This window comes from Staphylococcus haemolyticus, assembly GCF_006094395.1.
GTDB lineage: Bacteria > Bacillota > Bacilli > Staphylococcales > Staphylococcaceae > Staphylococcus > Staphylococcus haemolyticus.
This window is the reverse complement of record NZ_CP035291.1, coordinates 2,191,779-2,208,397: the sequence shown is the minus strand read 5'-3', so window position 1 is coordinate 2,208,397 and position 16,619 is coordinate 2,191,779. Positions and strand designations below refer to the sequence as shown.

Annotated in this window: 17 protein-coding genes and 1 pseudogene; 15 read left to right on the top strand and 3 right to left on the bottom strand. The window is 30.3% G+C overall.

Annotation, left to right across the window (positions count from 1 at the left end):
- Positions 1 to 149 precede the first annotated feature (149 nt).
- Positions 150 to 1,848: pseudogene (locus EQ029_RS10660) on the top strand (IS1182 family transposase).
- A gap of 53 nt (positions 1,849 to 1,901) precedes the next feature.
- On the opposite strand, the gene EQ029_RS10655 reads toward EQ029_RS10660, so the two are convergent.
- On the bottom strand, positions 1,902 to 2,525 hold the full coding sequence (locus EQ029_RS10655) for a type 1 glutamine amidotransferase (protein ID WP_307725621.1): 624 nt from the start codon (positions 2,523 to 2,525) through the stop codon (positions 1,902 to 1,904).
- A 215-nt stretch (positions 2,526 to 2,740) separates the two neighbouring features.
- Between EQ029_RS10655 and EQ029_RS10650 the strand changes: the two genes are divergently transcribed.
- Positions 2,741 to 3,409 carry a DUF5079 family protein gene (locus tag EQ029_RS10650; protein ID WP_057504799.1) on the top strand — a complete coding sequence of 223 codons (669 nt, stop codon included), beginning with the start codon at positions 2,741 to 2,743 and terminating at the stop codon, positions 3,407 to 3,409.
- 229 nt (positions 3,410 to 3,638) lie between these two features.
- Complete coding sequence (locus EQ029_RS10645; protein ID WP_230197431.1) at positions 3,639 to 4,373, top strand: DUF5079 family protein; 735 nt, start codon at positions 3,639 to 3,641, stop codon at positions 4,371 to 4,373.
- Positions 4,374 to 4,766: 393 nt separating this feature from the next.
- Here the strand turns inward: EQ029_RS10645 and EQ029_RS10640 are convergent, their stop codons facing one another.
- A complete protein-coding gene (locus tag EQ029_RS10640; protein ID WP_016930879.1) occupies positions 4,767 to 4,862 on the bottom strand; it encodes a type I toxin-antitoxin system Fst family toxin in 96 nt (31 codons plus the stop codon).
- A gap of 290 nt (positions 4,863 to 5,152) precedes the next feature.
- On the opposite strand from EQ029_RS10640, the gene EQ029_RS10635 reads away from it, so the two are divergent.
- From EQ029_RS10635 to EQ029_RS10580, 12 genes are all read left to right on the top strand, one after another.
- Entirely contained in the window at positions 5,153 to 5,569 is a 417-nt protein-coding gene (locus EQ029_RS10635) for a YwiB family protein (protein ID WP_057504798.1), read from the top strand.
- Entirely contained in the window at positions 5,566 to 7,227 is a 1,662-nt protein-coding gene (gene argS / locus EQ029_RS10630; protein WP_057504797.1) for an arginine--tRNA ligase, read from the top strand. Before EQ029_RS10635 ends, argS begins: the two co-directional genes overlap by 4 nt.
- A 93-nt stretch (positions 7,228 to 7,320) precedes the next feature.
- A complete protein-coding gene (locus EQ029_RS10625; RefSeq protein ID WP_016930882.1) occupies positions 7,321 to 7,968 on the top strand; it encodes an endonuclease III domain-containing protein in 648 nt (215 codons plus the stop codon).
- Positions 7,969 to 8,056: 88 nt separating this feature from the next.
- Positions 8,057 to 8,821: a MerR family transcriptional regulator gene (locus tag EQ029_RS10620; protein ID WP_057504796.1), complete on the top strand. Its 765-nt coding sequence runs from the start codon at positions 8,057 to 8,059 to the stop codon at positions 8,819 to 8,821.
- 65 nt (positions 8,822 to 8,886) lie between these two features.
- The gene (locus tag EQ029_RS10615) at positions 8,887 to 9,384 is read left to right on the top strand and encodes a DUF805 domain-containing protein (RefSeq protein WP_053021644.1); all 498 of its coding nucleotides are present in this window, start codon (positions 8,887 to 8,889) and stop codon (positions 9,382 to 9,384) included.
- A 227-nt stretch (positions 9,385 to 9,611) separates the two neighbouring features.
- Entirely contained in the window at positions 9,612 to 10,478 is an 867-nt protein-coding gene (locus EQ029_RS10610; RefSeq protein ID WP_046309922.1) for an ABC transporter substrate-binding protein, read from the top strand.
- A 301-nt stretch (positions 10,479 to 10,779) separates the two neighbouring features.
- Positions 10,780 to 11,733 carry a FecCD family ABC transporter permease gene (locus EQ029_RS10605; RefSeq protein ID WP_016930886.1) on the top strand — a complete coding sequence of 318 codons (954 nt, stop codon included), beginning with the start codon at positions 10,780 to 10,782 and terminating at the stop codon, positions 11,731 to 11,733.
- A 99-nt stretch (positions 11,734 to 11,832) separates the two neighbouring features.
- Positions 11,833 to 12,537 (top strand): HAD family hydrolase, encoded by a 705-nt coding sequence (locus tag EQ029_RS10600; protein WP_016930887.1) that lies wholly within the window; start codon positions 11,833 to 11,835, stop codon positions 12,535 to 12,537.
- A 1-nt stretch (position 12,538) separates the two neighbouring features.
- Positions 12,539 to 13,333: an alpha/beta fold hydrolase gene (locus EQ029_RS10595; RefSeq protein ID WP_057504795.1), complete on the top strand. Its 795-nt coding sequence runs from the start codon at positions 12,539 to 12,541 to the stop codon at positions 13,331 to 13,333.
- A gap of 153 nt (positions 13,334 to 13,486) precedes the next feature.
- Complete coding sequence (locus EQ029_RS10590) at positions 13,487 to 13,993, top strand: SA0570 family protein (protein WP_016930889.1); 507 nt, start codon at positions 13,487 to 13,489, stop codon at positions 13,991 to 13,993.
- A gap of 183 nt (positions 13,994 to 14,176) precedes the next feature.
- The gene (locus tag EQ029_RS10585) at positions 14,177 to 14,893 is read left to right on the top strand and encodes a hypothetical protein (RefSeq protein ID WP_016930890.1); all 717 of its coding nucleotides are present in this window, start codon (positions 14,177 to 14,179) and stop codon (positions 14,891 to 14,893) included.
- A gap of 276 nt (positions 14,894 to 15,169) precedes the next feature.
- On the top strand, positions 15,170 to 15,979 hold the full coding sequence (locus EQ029_RS10580; protein ID WP_016930891.1) for an alpha/beta fold hydrolase: 810 nt from the start codon (positions 15,170 to 15,172) through the stop codon (positions 15,977 to 15,979).
- A gap of 244 nt (positions 15,980 to 16,223) precedes the next feature.
- On the opposite strand, the gene sarA is transcribed toward EQ029_RS10580, so the two are convergent.
- Positions 16,224 to 16,598: a global transcriptional regulator SarA gene (sarA, locus tag EQ029_RS10575; protein ID WP_011276540.1), complete on the bottom strand. Its 375-nt coding sequence runs from the start codon at positions 16,596 to 16,598 to the stop codon at positions 16,224 to 16,226.
- Positions 16,599 to 16,619: the final 21 nt, after the last annotated feature.

The window sequence follows — 16,619 nt, the reverse complement described above, 5'->3', positions numbered from 1 at the left end:
CCTGTAGTCTTCAGCTTGTCCTGTTCCCTCAAGAGTCTCGCCAAAATACTTTGTATTTATATGTAATTTTACATTGTAATACTTTAAAAAAATAAAGCACTTTCGTATAATTTAATAAACATCACTAAACTAAATTAACGAGGTGCCTTATGTATAAAAATTATAACATGACTCAACTTACTCTACCAATGGAAACTTCAGTTCTTATCCCCACAAATGATATTTCACGACATGTAAATGATATTGTTGAAACAATTCCTGACAATGAATTCGACGAATTCAGACATCACCGTGGTGCAACTTCGTACCATCCTAAAATGATGTTAAAAGTGATTCTATATGCCTACACACAATCTGTATTCTCAGGTCGTAAAATAGAAAAAATGCTTAATGATAGCATCCGAATGATGTGGCTATCACAAAATCAAAAACCTTCTTATAAAACAATTAATCGATTTAGAGTAAATCCAAAAGTAGATGCTTTATTAGAATCTTTATTTATTCAATTTTACAGTCAGTGTGTAAAACAAAATCTTATAGATGATAAAGCTATTTTTATTGATGGTACAAAAATTGAAGCAAATGCCAATCGATATACATTTGTATGGAAAAAGAGTATTCAAAACCATGAATCAAAGATGAATGAGGATTCTAAAGCCCTCTACCATGAATTGGTAACCAATAAAATCATACCGGAAATTAAAGAAGATCATGATAATGAATTAACAAAAGAAGAAATAGATTTGATTGGTAGTCACTTAGATAAAGAAATCGAAGATTTAAACCAACATATCAACAATGAAAAATGTACTAAAACAAGAAAACAAATACGTCTCAAAAGAACTAAAATCAAAAAATACAAAAAGCAAATCAATGATTATTTTGAGCGAAAGTATCGATACGAATTTCAAAAATCTATTTTAAAGGATAGAAATAGTTATTCTAAGACAGATCATGATGCGACATTTATGAGAATGAAAGAAGATCACATGAAAAATGGACAACTTAAGCCAGGGTATAATTTACAAATAGCGACAAATTCCCAATTTGTTTTATCTTATAATGTGTATCAAAATCCAACGGATACTAGAACGATGATTCCATTTTTAAATTCAATTCAAGAGACCTACGGTCATTTACCTGAATATATTGTAGCTGATGCAGGTTATGGTAGTGAATCAAATTATAAGGCAATTATAGATGACTTTAATCGAACGCCACTCATAACATATGGAATGTTTATAAAAGATAAAACTAAAAAATATAAAAGTGACATCTTTAATACTCAAAATTGGAACTATGACGAAATTAATGACGAATTCATTTGTCCGAATAATAAACGGCTAGGTTTTAAAAGATATGCCTATCGTCATGATAAGTATGGTTATAAGCGAGACTTCAAATTATATGAATGTGATGATTGTTCAGAATGTCCTCTGAAAAATCAATGTATGAACTTCAATTCAAAAACAAACAAAAAAATAATGAAGAATTATAACTGGGAATATTTTAAATCCCAAATTAACAAAAAGCTTTCAGAACCAGAAACAAAAAATATCTACAGTCAAAGAAAAATTGATGTGGAACCTGTTTTTGGATTTATGAAGGCTATTTTGGGTTTCACTCGGATGTCTGTCCGAGGACTCAATAAAGTCAAAAGAGAACTTGGTTTTGTATTAATGGCACTTAATATAAGAAAAGTAGTAGCTCAACGAGCTGAAAATAATCAAAAAATTTATAAAAAAGACAATTTCTATATTATTTCAATAGAAATTGTCTTTTTTTCACTTATCCAAGAACTTTATGTCCCGGACTCTTGTTAGTGTGCCTAAAGTCGCATATTTTTAATTATTAATATTTTATTTTTTGAAGTGATTGTGTGAAAAACACTTAAAATTAGTCTATCTACCAGTTATATGATCAAGTAATTTAAACATAACTTCTTTATTCTCTTTAGGAACTTCGCGTTCAATAATTTCTTGTGGAGTTTGGTTTAATACAGAATCAACCGCATAAGAAAAATCATTAGTTACAATTTCTTTAACTTCAAAAGGCCCTGGTTCGAAATGGAATTGCAAACCAATAACATTGTTATTTAACAAAAACCCTTGATTAGTTAAATATTCACTAGAGAAAAGTAATTCTGCATTTTTAGGTATTTGGAACATTTCTTCATGCCAATGCAATGCCATCAATTCTTTTGGTAAGTCTGGTATTGTATTTGTTTCAAGATATACCTTATCCCAACCCACTTCTTTTACCGGTGACTTGCTTACTGTGTACCCAATTGCTTTCGTTATTTGTTGAGCACCAAAACAAGCACCAAATATTGGCTTTTTCTCTTTTAACAATACTCTTATCAATTCTCTTTCTTTAAGAATCCAATCATCTAAATCATTCGGACTCATAGGACCGCCTAAAATGATAAGTAAATCTGTTTCTTCTGCTTTCGGTAGAACACCATTATAAAAATAAGGGTGATAAATATATAAATCATGCCCATTCTCTTTAGCCCAATCTCCAATAGCGCCTACACCTTCATTAGGTGTGTGTTATAAAACGTTGATTCTCATTTCCTCAACTCCTTAAAATAATAACTAATTATACAGTAGGATATCTTTTATTACTATGGTTTAGTTATTTATTGATAATGAGTATCGAAATAACAATTGAGCAAAATGGCAATGATACTTATTATAAATATAGATATTTTGAAATTGATAAATGAAAGGTGAATATTATGGAGAAAAATCTACAAAAAAAAGCAATAGAATCAATTCAACATTCACATTTAATCGGATTGTCATTAGTGAATTTCATTATTTTCGCATTTTACTATTTTATATATACAGGTCCAGGTATAAAAGGGCACATGCCTCTATATATGAAAATATATTTAATAGGGTCATTATTATTATGGTTGCTTCTTTATTTACAAGAACGCGAGTATATTTTTAAAAATTATAATCGAAAAAACTATAAGTTTAGAGTTGCAATATATATGACTATCAATCTACTTTCAGGATACAATATTCCATTTTTAATTAGTTCTGCTTATGCTTTTTATTTTGCAGATTCTAGAGATGATACTTATACATATTGGTTGTTAATTTGTGGGATCATAACGGTCTCTGCTATAGGACTCTTCTTCTTTTGTTTAGGCGAATTTCAGATGTTTGGTATCCAAAAGGGTAGTTTTATTAGAATGATTGGAATTTTAATTGTTTTATTATCATTTGGACTGTTGTTGTATGTATCATTAATTGTTCCTGTTGATTCTGAAGAAAATAGAACGATTTGGATGGGAATGATAATGTTATTTTGTAGCCATATGCTTATTGTACGAACATATTTTTATTTAGGTCTTTTAGATTATGACATTAGAGAAGATGGAGTGAAATTACAATAGAATTAGGTATGCTTATAATGCCTTATTGTGTAAAAATAACATTTGAAATTGATAAAGAAGAAAACTAGTAGAATTAATAGGCGTTGCAAAATATAAAGATAAAACATTGAAAAATCATGTGAAAGATGGAATAAATAATTCTCTAAATAATGGAAAAAATTTTATTGGAGATTCTTGGAAAAGTGCAACGAAAGGAATAAAATCAGTATTTTCTTAGGAGATTTTAATAATGGATAAAGAAAATTTACAAATTTTAAGTATAAATAATATTAAAAATTCTTATTTAATAGGTTTTGCATTAGTAAATTTTATAATATTTGCATTTTATATATTTTTATATTACTTTATTGGTATGGAGGGAACAGTCCCTAATTATATGAAAATATATTTAGCTATATCATTATTATTATGGCTCATATTATATTTACAAGAAAAAGGAAAAATATTGGAAAATTTTAATAGAAATAACTATAAGAGAAGAGTGTGTACCTATATGCTAATTAATATATTAGCCGGATATAATATTCCTTTTTTGATAAGTTCAGCTGATATTTTTTATTATTCAGGTGTAGATGGAGATGCGTTTAAATATTGGATTATAATTGCAGGTATAATTCTAATTTCTATTACAGGGTTATTTATATTTTGCTATTCAGAATTTGAAATGTTTGGAAATAAGCAAAATGTAATATTAAAAATCTTAGGAGTTTTCTTAGTATTATTATCATTTATTGCTTTAATATATATTTCATTTGTTTCTCCTAGTGACTCAGGTGAAAGTAAAGTTATTTGGGTAGGTTGTTTCTTTTTGTTTGGTGTCCACATAATAATGGGACGAGTATTTTTCTATTTAGCAGTTTTAATTGATGAATATAAATACCTAATTGGATCTATAGCATTTTCAAGAGTGCTAGTAGGGAATAATGAGTATCAGTATACAGTATTTATTTCTTTAAATGATTAATTGCAACATATCCCTGAATTAAACATAGAATATATTGATATGTTAGAATTGGATCTACTCTATTAAAAATATTTTAATATTTGAAATATTAATTTTGCTATAACACAATTAGAAGAAAGAATGGATTTGGATGTTTTTGCATCAGTAAAATTAAGAAAAGAAATACACAATATTAAAATACGCAATCTTTTCTAGTATCGAATATATCGCACATCTCAATTTCTACCGTTGTTTAATATGTTTCTTCTCATTAGTTGAGTCATCGTGTGAAATCATTTTGCATTTCTCCACTCCCCAGTGTTATAATTTAGTTAACAAGGAAATTAGCATAGATGCACCAATCCCCTCACTATTGCCGTAGTGAGGGGATTTTTGGGGTGTGGCTATGGTCGCCTATTTATTATTGCGATTACGTAGCCAATGCGTGAATATCGCAATAATACAACTACTGATGACTGTGGTCGTGATGTGAACAAGGATTTCTAGCATAGATTAGTACCTCCTCTCTACGTCTAAATTGACGCCTGAGAGATAGGCGGCCTATATATTACATCATCCTCAAATACTCGCTAATAGCTTACCTCCGATAAGTCATTTTATATGAATATTTCCCAAGGCTTAACCTATATACTGTTCTTTTCATTACTCAATTTATCAAAATAGATGATGATACTTGTATATATCCTAAATGCTCTAAAACTGAGAAGTATCACCTACATGCACTATCTAATTTATGCTATAATGTGGTGTATTATTTAGAAGCTAAGGTGAGGCAAACGTTGAATAAGAATATAGACGTTCAAACGAAACAAGTTCTAAAACAAAATGGTGAAAAACAAAAATTTGAATTTGCTGCTCAAGGTTCATGGCAAAAGAAAAACGCAGATTATATTCGATACCAAGAACAAATTGAAGATGCAGTCGTTAATGTAACAATTAAAATTGAAGAACGCGGTGTTAAATTAATACGCAAAGGCGATATTAATATGAATCTTCACTTTGTGGAAGGTCATGATACGACTACCCTTTATGATATACCAGCTGGTCGCATTCCTTTAACTGTTAAAACGCGTAGCATCCTGCATTTTGTGAATGAAAATGCCGGGAAATTAAAGATTCAATACGAGTTACATCAGAACGATGAAAAGATGGGCTCATATCAATATGAAATTAATTATAAGGAGATAAGCGAATGAATATTATTGAAAAAGTAAAATCAACTTTAATAGAAGAAATTAAAGCAAGTATTGAAAAAGCTAATCTGGCTGAAGATATTCCTGAAATTAAAGTAGAAATACCAAAAGATACTAAAAATGGAGATTATTCAACTAATATTGCAATGGTTTTAACAAAGATTGCGAAACGTAATCCACGTGAAATTGCTCAAGCAATCGTTGATAACTTAGACACAAGTAAAGCGAACGTGAAGCAAGTAGATATCGCGGGCCCTGGTTTCATTAATTTCTACTTAGATAATCAGTATTTAACGACAGTTATCCCAGAAGCTATCAATAAAGGTGACAAATTCGGTTATGCTGAAGAATCTAAAAATACGAATATTTTATTAGAATATGTATCTGCTAACCCAACTGGTGATCTGCACATTGGTCATGCTAGAAATGCTGCTGTAGGTGATTCATTAGCTAATATTTTAATTGCTGCAGGTTATAATGTAACACGTGAATATTATATTAATGACGCGGGTAATCAAATTACTAACTTAGCACGTTCTATTGAAACACGTTTCTTCGAGGCACTTGGTGATACAAGCCATGAAATGCCAGCAGATGGTTATAACGGTAAAGATATTATCGAAATTGGTAAAGATTTAGCTGATAAACACCCTGAAATGAAAGACTACTCTGATGAAGAACGTCTTAAAACATTCAGAAAACTTGGTGTTGATTATGAAATGGATAAATTGAAAAAAGATTTAGCTGATTTCAATGTCCACTTTGATAATTGGTTTAGTGAAACATCATTATATGAAAATGGTGCCATTGATAACACATTAGCTAAAATGAATGAACTCGGCTATACGTATGAAGCGGATGGCGCGACATGGTTACGTACATCTGATTTTAAAGACGACAAGGACCGTGTATTAATTAAAAAAGATGGTAATTACACTTATTTCACACCAGACACTGCATACCACTACAATAAAATTAATCGTGGTAATGATATCCTAATCGATTTAATGGGTGCCGACCATCATGGTTATATTAATCGTTTGAAAGCTAGTCTTGAAACATTTGGTGTGGATAGTGATCGTCTTGAAATTCAAATCATGCAAATGGTGCGTTTAATGCAAGATGGCGTTGAAGTGAAAATGAGTAAACGTACAGGTAATGCGATTACTTTACGTGAAATCATGGATGAAGTAGGTATTGACGCTGCACGTTATTTCTTAACAATGCGTAGTCCTGACTCTCACTTTGACTTTGATTTAGAACTTGCGAAAGAAAAGTCACAAGACAATCCAATTTACTATGCACAATATGCGCATGCACGTATTTGCTCAATCTTGAAACAAGCAAAAGAACAAGGTGTTGAAGTTACTGCTGATGCTGACTTTTCAACAATTACGAATGAAAAAGCAATCGATTTATTGAAGAAGGTTGCTGAATTTGAACCAACTATTGAAAGTGCAGCGGAAAGTCGCGCACCACATCGTTTAACGAACTACATTCAAGATTTAGCATCTGCATTCCATAAATTCTATAATGCTGAAAAAGTATTAACAGACGATGCAGAAAAAACGAAAGCACATGTAGCTTTAGTAGATGCAGTTAGAATTACACTACACAATGCTTTATCATTAGTAGGTGTATCAGCACCTGAAACAATGTAAATAATTATGAAATAACATAGATATCAATTATCATATTACCCTCATAAATTACGATTTGTGAGGGTATTGTTATGTGAAGAATGGAGTGAGAGCATGCCAACGCTTACGACAGAAGCACTTTATAAAATATTATTAGACAATATGGGGCCTCAACATTGGTGGCCTGCTAAAAGCCCTGAAGAAATGATGCTCGGGGCGATATTAGTACAAAATACAAATTGGAAGAACGCAGATATGGCTTTAATGCGTTTAAGAGAGGAAACACAATTTGATCCACAAAAAATTTTATCGTTACCATTAGCTGAACTACAGGAAATCATCCGTTCAAGTGGTTTTTATAAGAATAAGGGAAAGGCGATTCATGCATTATTTCAGTGGTTAAATCAATTTAATTTTGATTATGAAAATATTGCTCAACATTATGGAGATAATTTAAGAAGAGAATTACTAAAAATTCGAGGCATCGGTAGCGAAACAGCTGATGTTTTACTCGTCTATATCTTTGAAGGTATCGAGTTTATTCCTGATAGTTATACGAGACGTTTGTATAGTAAGTTAGGTTACGCCCATACAGAAAGTTACGATAAATTTAAAAAGCAAATTTCATTGCCTCCTCATTTTACGAATCAAGATGCTAACGAGTTTCATGCCTTATTAGATAATTTTGGGAAAAACTATTTTAATGGAAAAGGGACTCAAAAATACACATTTTTAGAAGATTATTTTAATAAGAATGATTGACTTTAACGTTACGTCATAGTCCATACTCCTAAATAGATGAATGAGGTATTAATGATATTAAAAATAAAGTAAAGTGGAGAATAAAATAATGTTAAATCATGGATATTTTACACCTAATGAAGTGAGCAAAGTGACGTCGGTTAGTACAAGAACTCTACGTTATTATCATGAGATTGGTTTACTTGTGCCTAGTTATATTGATACTAACGGGTATCGCTATTACCATTCTCAAGATATAACAAAATTACAAACAATTTTATTTCTTAGACAACTCAATTTATCGCTTGAGAACATTCAAGACTATTTTCAGCAAAGTATTACTGATAAAAATGCAATATTAGAAGAAAATTATGCTCAAATTATTCATCAACGAAATCACCTGAATCAAATCATTGATTACCTCAATCATCATCTAATTAATCATAGAAATGAGGAGATTAATATGGACAAATTTAATCAATTTGATGTGAATGAACAATATGATAAAGAAGCGGCGCTAAAATATGGTGATACAGATTACTATCAGTCATATAAAGATAATAGAACTCAATTCAATGATTCAGAGAAGCAGGATAATGATGACCATACTAATGAACAATTTAATCAATTTTTTAATGAGATGAATCAATTATTGGAAGATGGTTATTCAGCGGATGACGCATATACGTATCAAAATATTGAAACGTTAAAAAAGATATTACAACGACAAGTACCTAATGCAGATAACCAATTTTTAAATTACATGGCACTGACTTATGAAAATGATGAACGTTTTGCGAAAAATATTAATAAAGGACGCAATGATAACCTAAATAAATTTATTGCAGATGCAATTCAAGCTTATATTAAATAAAGTATTTTCTTCAATCTTTTATTGTGTAATGATTATAGTGAATCATATTTAAAGGAGACGCTATAATGATTGAGTCGTATCAGCTATTCTGGAAAAATTATTTCAATGTACAAGGTCGAACACGTAGACGACATTATTGGTATGCAACACTAGCTAACATCATCGTACTTGTATTATTAAGTTTACTTGCCGATTTACTTGAATGGGTGTTTGGTGGTGGAGATACGTTTTTTAACATTGTTTATGAAACGATTGATGTCATCATTGTAATAGGGACATTTACTATGTCAGTACGTCGATTTCATGATGTTGGGCGCACAATGTTAATTCCGTTAATTATGTTAATATCGATGCTGTTACGAGGATTAATTGTATTATTAGAAACAATATCTAATGTGTATTTGAGTGATTTTTATTCTGACGTATCGTTAATGATTGCAACGGTAGTTGTTTTAGTTATTTCGATCGTATTATTAATTGTATCAATTTTCGCATTGATTTATTGTGTTACAGATAGTGAAAAAGGTACAAATGAATATGGACCTAATCCCAAAGCACAGTAATGTTAAGAAAAGCATTGTGTATTTCTAAATTTAGAGATATTCAATGCTTTTTAATATCTAAAATTTTCCATGAAACAAATAATAATATAAAATTACACAATTAAATATAAAAAACTTAAATTAATATTTAATATTATTTGTTATGATATATGCATACATATACATAATCTAGAAAGGAATGTGTGAACGTGTTAAATAAAAAGTTATGGATCCTACTTAGTTTAGTCATGTTGATTCTTGTCGCTTGTGGACAAAATGACCAACATAAACAAGAAGATAAACAAAGTAATCAATCTGATTCCAATTCGAAAGAGCATTCATACAAACGTATCGTGTCGCTTATGCCAAGTAATACGGAAATTCTTTATGAATTAGGTCTCGGAAAAGATATTGTGGGTGTTTCTACAGTGGACGATTACCCTAAAGATGTTAAAAAAGGGAAAAAACAATTTGATACAATGAATTTAAATAAAGAAGCATTATTAAAAGTCAAACCCGATTTAATTTTAGCGCATGAATCTCAAAAAGGAACGTCAAAGAAAGTATTAGATAGTCTTGAAAAAAATGGCGTAAAAGTAGTTTATGTGAAAGATGCACAATCATTGGATCAAACGTATGAAACTTTTAAACAAATAGGTAAAGTAACAGGACGAGAACATGAAGCTAACGAACTTGTTGATGAGACGAAGCACAATGTTGAAAAAGTAATAAAGTCGGTGCCAAGACATCATAGATCACAATCTGTTTTTATGGAAGTATCTTCTAAACCTGAAATATATACAGCAGGCAAACATACATTTTTTGATGACATGTTAGCCCAATTAGATGCTAAAAATAGCTTTTCAAATATAGAAGGTTGGAAACCAGTGGATAAAGAAAGTATCATTAAAAAGAATCCAGATATCCTCATTTCTACAGAAGGACTATCTAAATCAGATTACTATAAAGTGATTAAAAAACGTGATGGTTTCCGTCAAATTAAAGCTGTGAAAAATGGACGTATTGAAACAGTGAACGGTGACGAAATTTCACGTCCAGGCCCTCGTATTGATGAAGGTTTAAAACAATTAAGAGACGCTATTTATAAAAGATAAATTCATATGAATTAAATAGTTATTGTAAAAGTGAGATTAGTACAATTTTATAGTGAAAGGTTACATTTCAAATCCCCTGTAGCTAACTGAACTGAGAAAGGCTTTAAATCAAGTTTTTCTCAGTTCTAATTATTTTTGTGACTATGCAACGGGAAATAGCAAAACGAATTATATTTAGAAGTGTTATAACTAAGGCAAGCTGAATCTACGAATTTAAAAGAATGCTGGCCCCAGTCCCATTCTTTTATATCATCAGTTATAATAGAAGAAATAATAGAAAGATTATTGATGAGTTGATAAAATGACAAGAAATATATATTTAACATTTCTAAGTTGGTGCATATGTTTAATCGGTGCTATAGGACTTTATTTACTATGGGACATGGGGAGTTTAACAGATTCATTTAATCAAATGATATTGCTCAAAGTTCGGTTGCCAAGAATTATTGAGGCCTTATTAACAGGAGCAATATTAACACTAGCAGGTCAGATGTTTCAGACTGTTTTAAATAATCCTCTAGCCGATAGTTTTACATTAGGACTGGCAAGTGGTGCTACATTCGGTTCTGGATTGGCGATATTTCTAGGATTATCTTTTATTTGGGTGCCCATCTTTTCAATTAGCGCTAGTTTAATCGCATTATTGATCGTCTTGATGATTGCTGCCAAAATCTCACGTGGTTATCCACTTAAAATTCTTATTATTACTGGTTTGATGATAGGTGCACTCTTTAATGCATTATTGTATATTCTAGTTTTAATTAAACCTAATAAGATGAACCAAATAGCTAACTACTTTTTCGGAGGATTTGCAGCGGCTGAAACGCGAGAGGTCATATACATCGGTCTAATAGCTATACCTATTATATTGATTCTATTTAGTATGGTACCAGCGATTAAGTTATTACAATTAGGTGAATTGAAGAGCCAGTCATTAGGTTTAAACGTCCAACAAGTCATGTTTTTGATACTCACACTAGCATCTATAATAACAGCAGTCGCGATAGCATATACAGGTATTATTGGTTTCATCGGCATGATAGTGCCTCAACTGATAAGACGCTATTATTGGAGATTTACTTTAGGCATTCAAATGATATTAAATATTTTAATCGGTGCTACAATGATGTTGATTGCAGATTGGATTGGAAGTGTATTGATTCATCCAGTGCAAATACCAGCTAGTATTATTTTGGCTTTAATAGGTACTCCAACATTGTTTTACATTTTGCTTAAGCAATCTAAAGATGTTTAAACATACATTTAACTGTATCGCATGGATGTTACGTTATTATTTTTATGGAAGACTTTTTGATAAAATGAGAATAATTAGAGAGTTAAGAGGGAATTGACAATGGACTTAAGTCATATAAAAGCAATCGTGTTTGATTTAGAAGGTACATTATTAGATAGAACAAAATCTCGAGATAAATTCATTGAGGAACAATATGAACGATTTCATGATTACTTCGTACATGTTCAATTAGCAGATTTTAAACAAAAATTTATAGAATTAGATGACGATGAAGATAATGATAAACCTGATTTATATAAAGCAATTATTAAGCAGTTCCATATTGATCGTCTAACATGGAAAGATTTATTTAATGATTTTGAAATGCATTTCTATCGTTACGTATTCCCTTATTATGACACGCTATATACTTTGGAGAAATTATCGCAAAATAATTATGTTTTAGGTGTTATCGCAAATGGTAAATCTAAAATTAAACAATTTCGTTTACATTCATTAGGATTAGGGCATGTAATCAACTATTTATCAACTTCTGAAACAGTAGGATTCCGTAAGCCTCATCCTAAAATATTTGAAGATATGATTAATCAATTAAATGTTCAACCAGAAGAGATAATGTATGTGGGCGATGACGCTTTAAATGATGTAGCACCAGCTCGCGCAATGGGCATGGTTAGTGTGTGGTTTAAACATGATGACGCTGAATTAGAACCTTTAGAAGAAGAGGTTGACTTTATTATTACTACAAGTGAAGAGTTATTATCAATATTACCGATTCATATTAAACAAGGAGGAGATTCATAAGATGGATTTATTTACTAGAAAAGGTGGTTTATCCTTACATTACAATACGATGGGTGAGGGATATCCTGTTGTCTTAGTACATACGGCATATGAAAATGCTTCTATATTTCAAAATTTAGCAAAAGAATTGGCAAAATCTTTTCAAGTAGTTTTACTAGATTTGAGAGGACATGGCTATTCAGATAAACCAAGACAAATTGATTTCAAAGAATTTGCCGATGATATCATACAATTACTAGATTATTTGTATATTGATGAATCAGCATTAATAGGTCATGAAATGGGTGCAGCCATAATTGCGGATTTGGCAGAACGATATCCTAATTATGTGTCATCCCTCATAATGGTAACACCAACATCTATTGAGGGTGAATTACCTGAAGAACGTTTATTCAGAAAATATTCACATAAAATTAGAAACTGGGATGACGAAAAACAAAATAAGTTTTTAGAAAAGCATCGTTATTATAAGCCGAGAAAAGTTGATAAGTTTTTAAAACATGTTGAGGATACGAACGTAATTTCTACAAAGGAGGAGACACAAGCGATTGAAGATGTGTTCAAAGAAACTGCGATTTCAAGCATATTTAAACATGTAACGAAACCGACGTTAATTATTGCGGGAGAACATGGTGAGCGTATTACAACACTTGAATCTAAAGAAGTAGCTGATTTAGTTAAAGAGTCACAATTTGATGTGTATGCTCAATCAAGTTTATATCCTTTTGAGGAAGAGAAAGATAAGTTTATTAAAGATGTAACACCATTTATTAAGAAATATATGCCTGAGCACTAATTGTTGTTAGGATAACTTCAGTCGTCATCCTAATTTGTTACATAAAATAACTTAATTTGTAACATTTTTGTAATAATAGTGTTATTTTAGTAATAAATGGGGTATACTATGAATAAGCACAAGACGAGAAATGAGATAAAGGAGAGAGTGCTTATGAAAAAATTAGTAGCGGCATTTATAGTCTCAGGACTAGTAATGACAGGAGTAGGCGTTAATCATGCTGAAGCAGCTAGCGGTAATACAATTCAAACAGTTCAACAATTAACTCAAGGTGAAAAATCATTAGAAAATATTACACTTGGCGAATCAATCAAAAATGTTTCAAACAAATATGGTACACCGATTTATTCTAAAAATCCAAGCAACAATGAAGGTTATTATGAGTATCGCACAAATAAAGGTTTATTAGTTGTAACTGCAGTAGGTAAAAAGAACCAAGGTTATGTTACAAGAGTTTCTATGACTTATAATGAAGCTAATGGCCCAACTTATAATCAAGTTAAGAAAAGTTTAGGCCAAAATGCAGTGGCACGAGTTCAATATAATAAAGTAAGTGGCAATTTTGGATATATTCAAAAAGGTAAAACAAGCTATCAATTTGGCTCAAATTCACCTCAAGATAAAAACTTAAAATTATATCGTATTGATCTTGCTAAATAATAAAAATAACAAATTTTATAATTCCATCACTAGGAGCATGACGTTAAATTCTAACTTTTGAATAACGTCATGCTCTTATTTTTCGTCATTAAACAGAAAATAATGTCAATGTATGATAAAATTTTAAATTGAACAATTAACAAATCGTATAGATGTTATTAAACCATAGCAAAGGAGTAACTCATGAGAACCAACGATAAAGTGTTACTTGAAAATATTAACGATTACTTTAGCCACAAAGGGATGGCACCTAATTTAATCGATGATATAAAAGAAAATTTGCGCAATGATTTAAAAAAGTCTGAATCAAAAGATGAAGATTATTTAGATTATCGTGGCAAATCTTCAGCACAAATCATTTTGATTATTCAACGAAATTTATTCGGTTTACAAACGAATCCTGTTATTTTCTTTATTATGAATTTTATCTTAATATCATATCTTTATGATAAGCAATATGTGCCATTTCAAGCGGCTACAGCAATTTCTATATTCTATTGTATAATCATTTTTCCATTAACGATTTTTATTAATATTCGTATTGATAAGAAGAAATTTCTATATAGCAATCGTTTTGAAATGATACTAGGGTATATCGTTGCGATAATTGCACTAATTTTAATCATTATGCGTGCTTTTAATCTAAATTGGGGAATCATTCCCATCACTATTTATAGTCATCAAGTCGTCTTTTTTATAGGTATTATACTAAGCTTAATTGGTGTCTTTTTTAAAAAAATAGAGTACACCGCAATTGGTTTATTATTCTGTCAAAAGACGATAGATGCAGTAGTGACAAAACCTGAAATTGCACAAATCATTTCTCTTATTATATGGATCATGATAGTGGCATTGATCGTTTTTTATACAATTAAATTATCATCAAGAACGAGGGTGTAACGCTTAATTAACATAAGCTTGAAATAAATATTATTTGAGTTTACATCCCCAGTTCAAAATAGATAAGTAAATTAACTTATGAATAGAGCCTGGGACATCAGCAATGTCTCAGGCGTTATTATATTGGCAGTCATTGACTGAGTTAAAAAGCACTTGTTACAAGTGCTTTTTTAATTAAAAAAATATTTATATAATAATATTTTTAATAAAGTTAAGAACATTCATAGCGTAACTTTTAATGAAGTGGGTATAGTAACAATTAAGGGAGGTGCCAATATGAAAAAAATCGAAACGTTAAACCAAACAAAATTAGCTTATCAAGATGAAGGACATGGCAGCCCCGTTATCTTAATTCATGGCTTAGATGGTAATTCGGCAGCGTTTGATTTATTAAACAAACAACTTCAACAAAACTATAGAGTGATTGCGTATGATGTTCGAGGACATGGTAAATCGTCACGTCCTGATTCATATAACTTAGAAGATCATGTGAAAGATTTATATGTACTTATCGATAAATTAAACTTAAAGAAAGTGCATCTATTAGGTCATGATATGGGAGGGATAATTGCTAGAGAATTTACCGAAAAACATGAAAATCATGTATTATCTTTAACAATTATCTCTTCAAAAGCTGAGGATATCGTTCATGGTTTTACGAAATTAATGATTGAGCACCAAGACGAAATTGCAGGGTTTAATAAATCTGAAGCATTACTTTTACTATTCCCGTATATCTATAAAGAACAAGAATCAGCAATGAAATGGATTCAACGGCAACGCTTATACAGTAAACAAAATTCCGAGGATAGTGCTATAGCAAGCAGAGCACTTTTAGATACGGCTTATGCGAATAAAGGGTACACGCATTATGTTAAAGTTCCTACATTAATTATAAACGGACGCTATGATCCAATTATAAATGATAAGAATCATTATAAAATAGAAGAGCGATATCAAAATGTTGAGAAGGTTTTATTTGAAGAATCTGGACATGCACCCTATGTTGAAGAAGAAGATAAGTTTCTAGTCTTATATTTAAGTTTTTTAGAAAATGTTGAACAGATAACAGAAGTGAATCATTAAATGATATCAGTAATTTTTATAAGTGGATGTCTGTTTGATGAATCATGAAATAAAGCTTTTACATTAATATATTAGATAAAAACATTTTAATTTAAAATACATTTGTAATACGTCATATGATATACAAAAAAGCCAGTAAGTGAAATTTACGAATTTCATTTACTGGCTTTGTTATTTAAAATTAATATCTCAGGGTTATAAATTCATATCGAAAACGAATAGAATTAGAAAAGCCACAAAGAAATTATAATTCAGTTTCTTTGTTAGCTTCTTCGATACGAGTATTTACTTTATTTAATAATGAATCGATTTTTTTACGTTGTGTACTATTTACGAGAATTAATACAGTTCTTTCATCGTGTTCATTACGTTTTTTATCAAAATAATCTTCTTGAGATAAATTTTTCACTGCTTTAACTACTTGTGGTTGTTTATAGTTTAAGTGATTAATAATATCTTTTAAATAATATTCATCTTCTTTACTTTGACTAATATATGTTAAAACTGCGAATTCTTCAAAGCTAATTGAAAATTCTTTTTTAATGATGTTTTTTAATTTATCTGCGTATGTGATCATTGCTAATAATTCGAAACAATCATTGATTTTTGAAATTGCCATTTTGAAACCTCCCCAACTAAT

What these genes read in the sequence shown, in the direction of transcription:
- EQ029_RS10650 (WP_057504799.1), top strand. Translation starts at nt 2,741, where the DNA reads ATGGAGAAAAATCTACAAAAAAAAGCAATAGAATCAATTCAACATTCA.
- EQ029_RS10645 (WP_230197431.1), top strand. Translation starts at nt 3,639, where the DNA reads ATGGATAAAGAAAATTTACAAATTTTAAGTATAAATAATATTAAAAAT.
- EQ029_RS10640 (WP_016930879.1), bottom strand. Translation starts at nt 4,862, where the DNA reads ATGCTAGAAATCCTTGTTCACATCACGACCACAGTCATCAGTAGTTGT.
- argS (WP_057504797.1), top strand. Translation starts at nt 5,566, where the DNA reads ATGAATATTATTGAAAAAGTAAAATCAACTTTAATAGAAGAAATTAAA.
- EQ029_RS10625 (WP_016930882.1), top strand. Translation starts at nt 7,321, where the DNA reads ATGCCAACGCTTACGACAGAAGCACTTTATAAAATATTATTAGACAAT.
- EQ029_RS10620 (WP_057504796.1), top strand. Translation starts at nt 8,057, where the DNA reads ATGTTAAATCATGGATATTTTACACCTAATGAAGTGAGCAAAGTGACG.
- EQ029_RS10615 (WP_053021644.1), top strand. Translation starts at nt 8,887, where the DNA reads ATGATTGAGTCGTATCAGCTATTCTGGAAAAATTATTTCAATGTACAA.
- EQ029_RS10610 (WP_046309922.1), top strand. Translation starts at nt 9,612, where the DNA reads ATGTTGATTCTTGTCGCTTGTGGACAAAATGACCAACATAAACAAGAA.
- EQ029_RS10605 (WP_016930886.1), top strand. Translation starts at nt 10,780, where the DNA reads ATGACAAGAAATATATATTTAACATTTCTAAGTTGGTGCATATGTTTA.
- EQ029_RS10600 (WP_016930887.1), top strand. Translation starts at nt 11,833, where the DNA reads ATGGACTTAAGTCATATAAAAGCAATCGTGTTTGATTTAGAAGGTACA.
- EQ029_RS10595 (WP_057504795.1), top strand. Translation starts at nt 12,539, where the DNA reads ATGGATTTATTTACTAGAAAAGGTGGTTTATCCTTACATTACAATACG.
- EQ029_RS10590 (WP_016930889.1), top strand. Translation starts at nt 13,487, where the DNA reads ATGAAAAAATTAGTAGCGGCATTTATAGTCTCAGGACTAGTAATGACA.
- EQ029_RS10585 (WP_016930890.1), top strand. Translation starts at nt 14,177, where the DNA reads ATGAGAACCAACGATAAAGTGTTACTTGAAAATATTAACGATTACTTT.
- EQ029_RS10580 (WP_016930891.1), top strand. Translation starts at nt 15,170, where the DNA reads ATGAAAAAAATCGAAACGTTAAACCAAACAAAATTAGCTTATCAAGAT.
- sarA (WP_011276540.1), bottom strand. Translation starts at nt 16,598, where the DNA reads ATGGCAATTTCAAAAATCAATGATTGTTTCGAATTATTAGCAATGATC.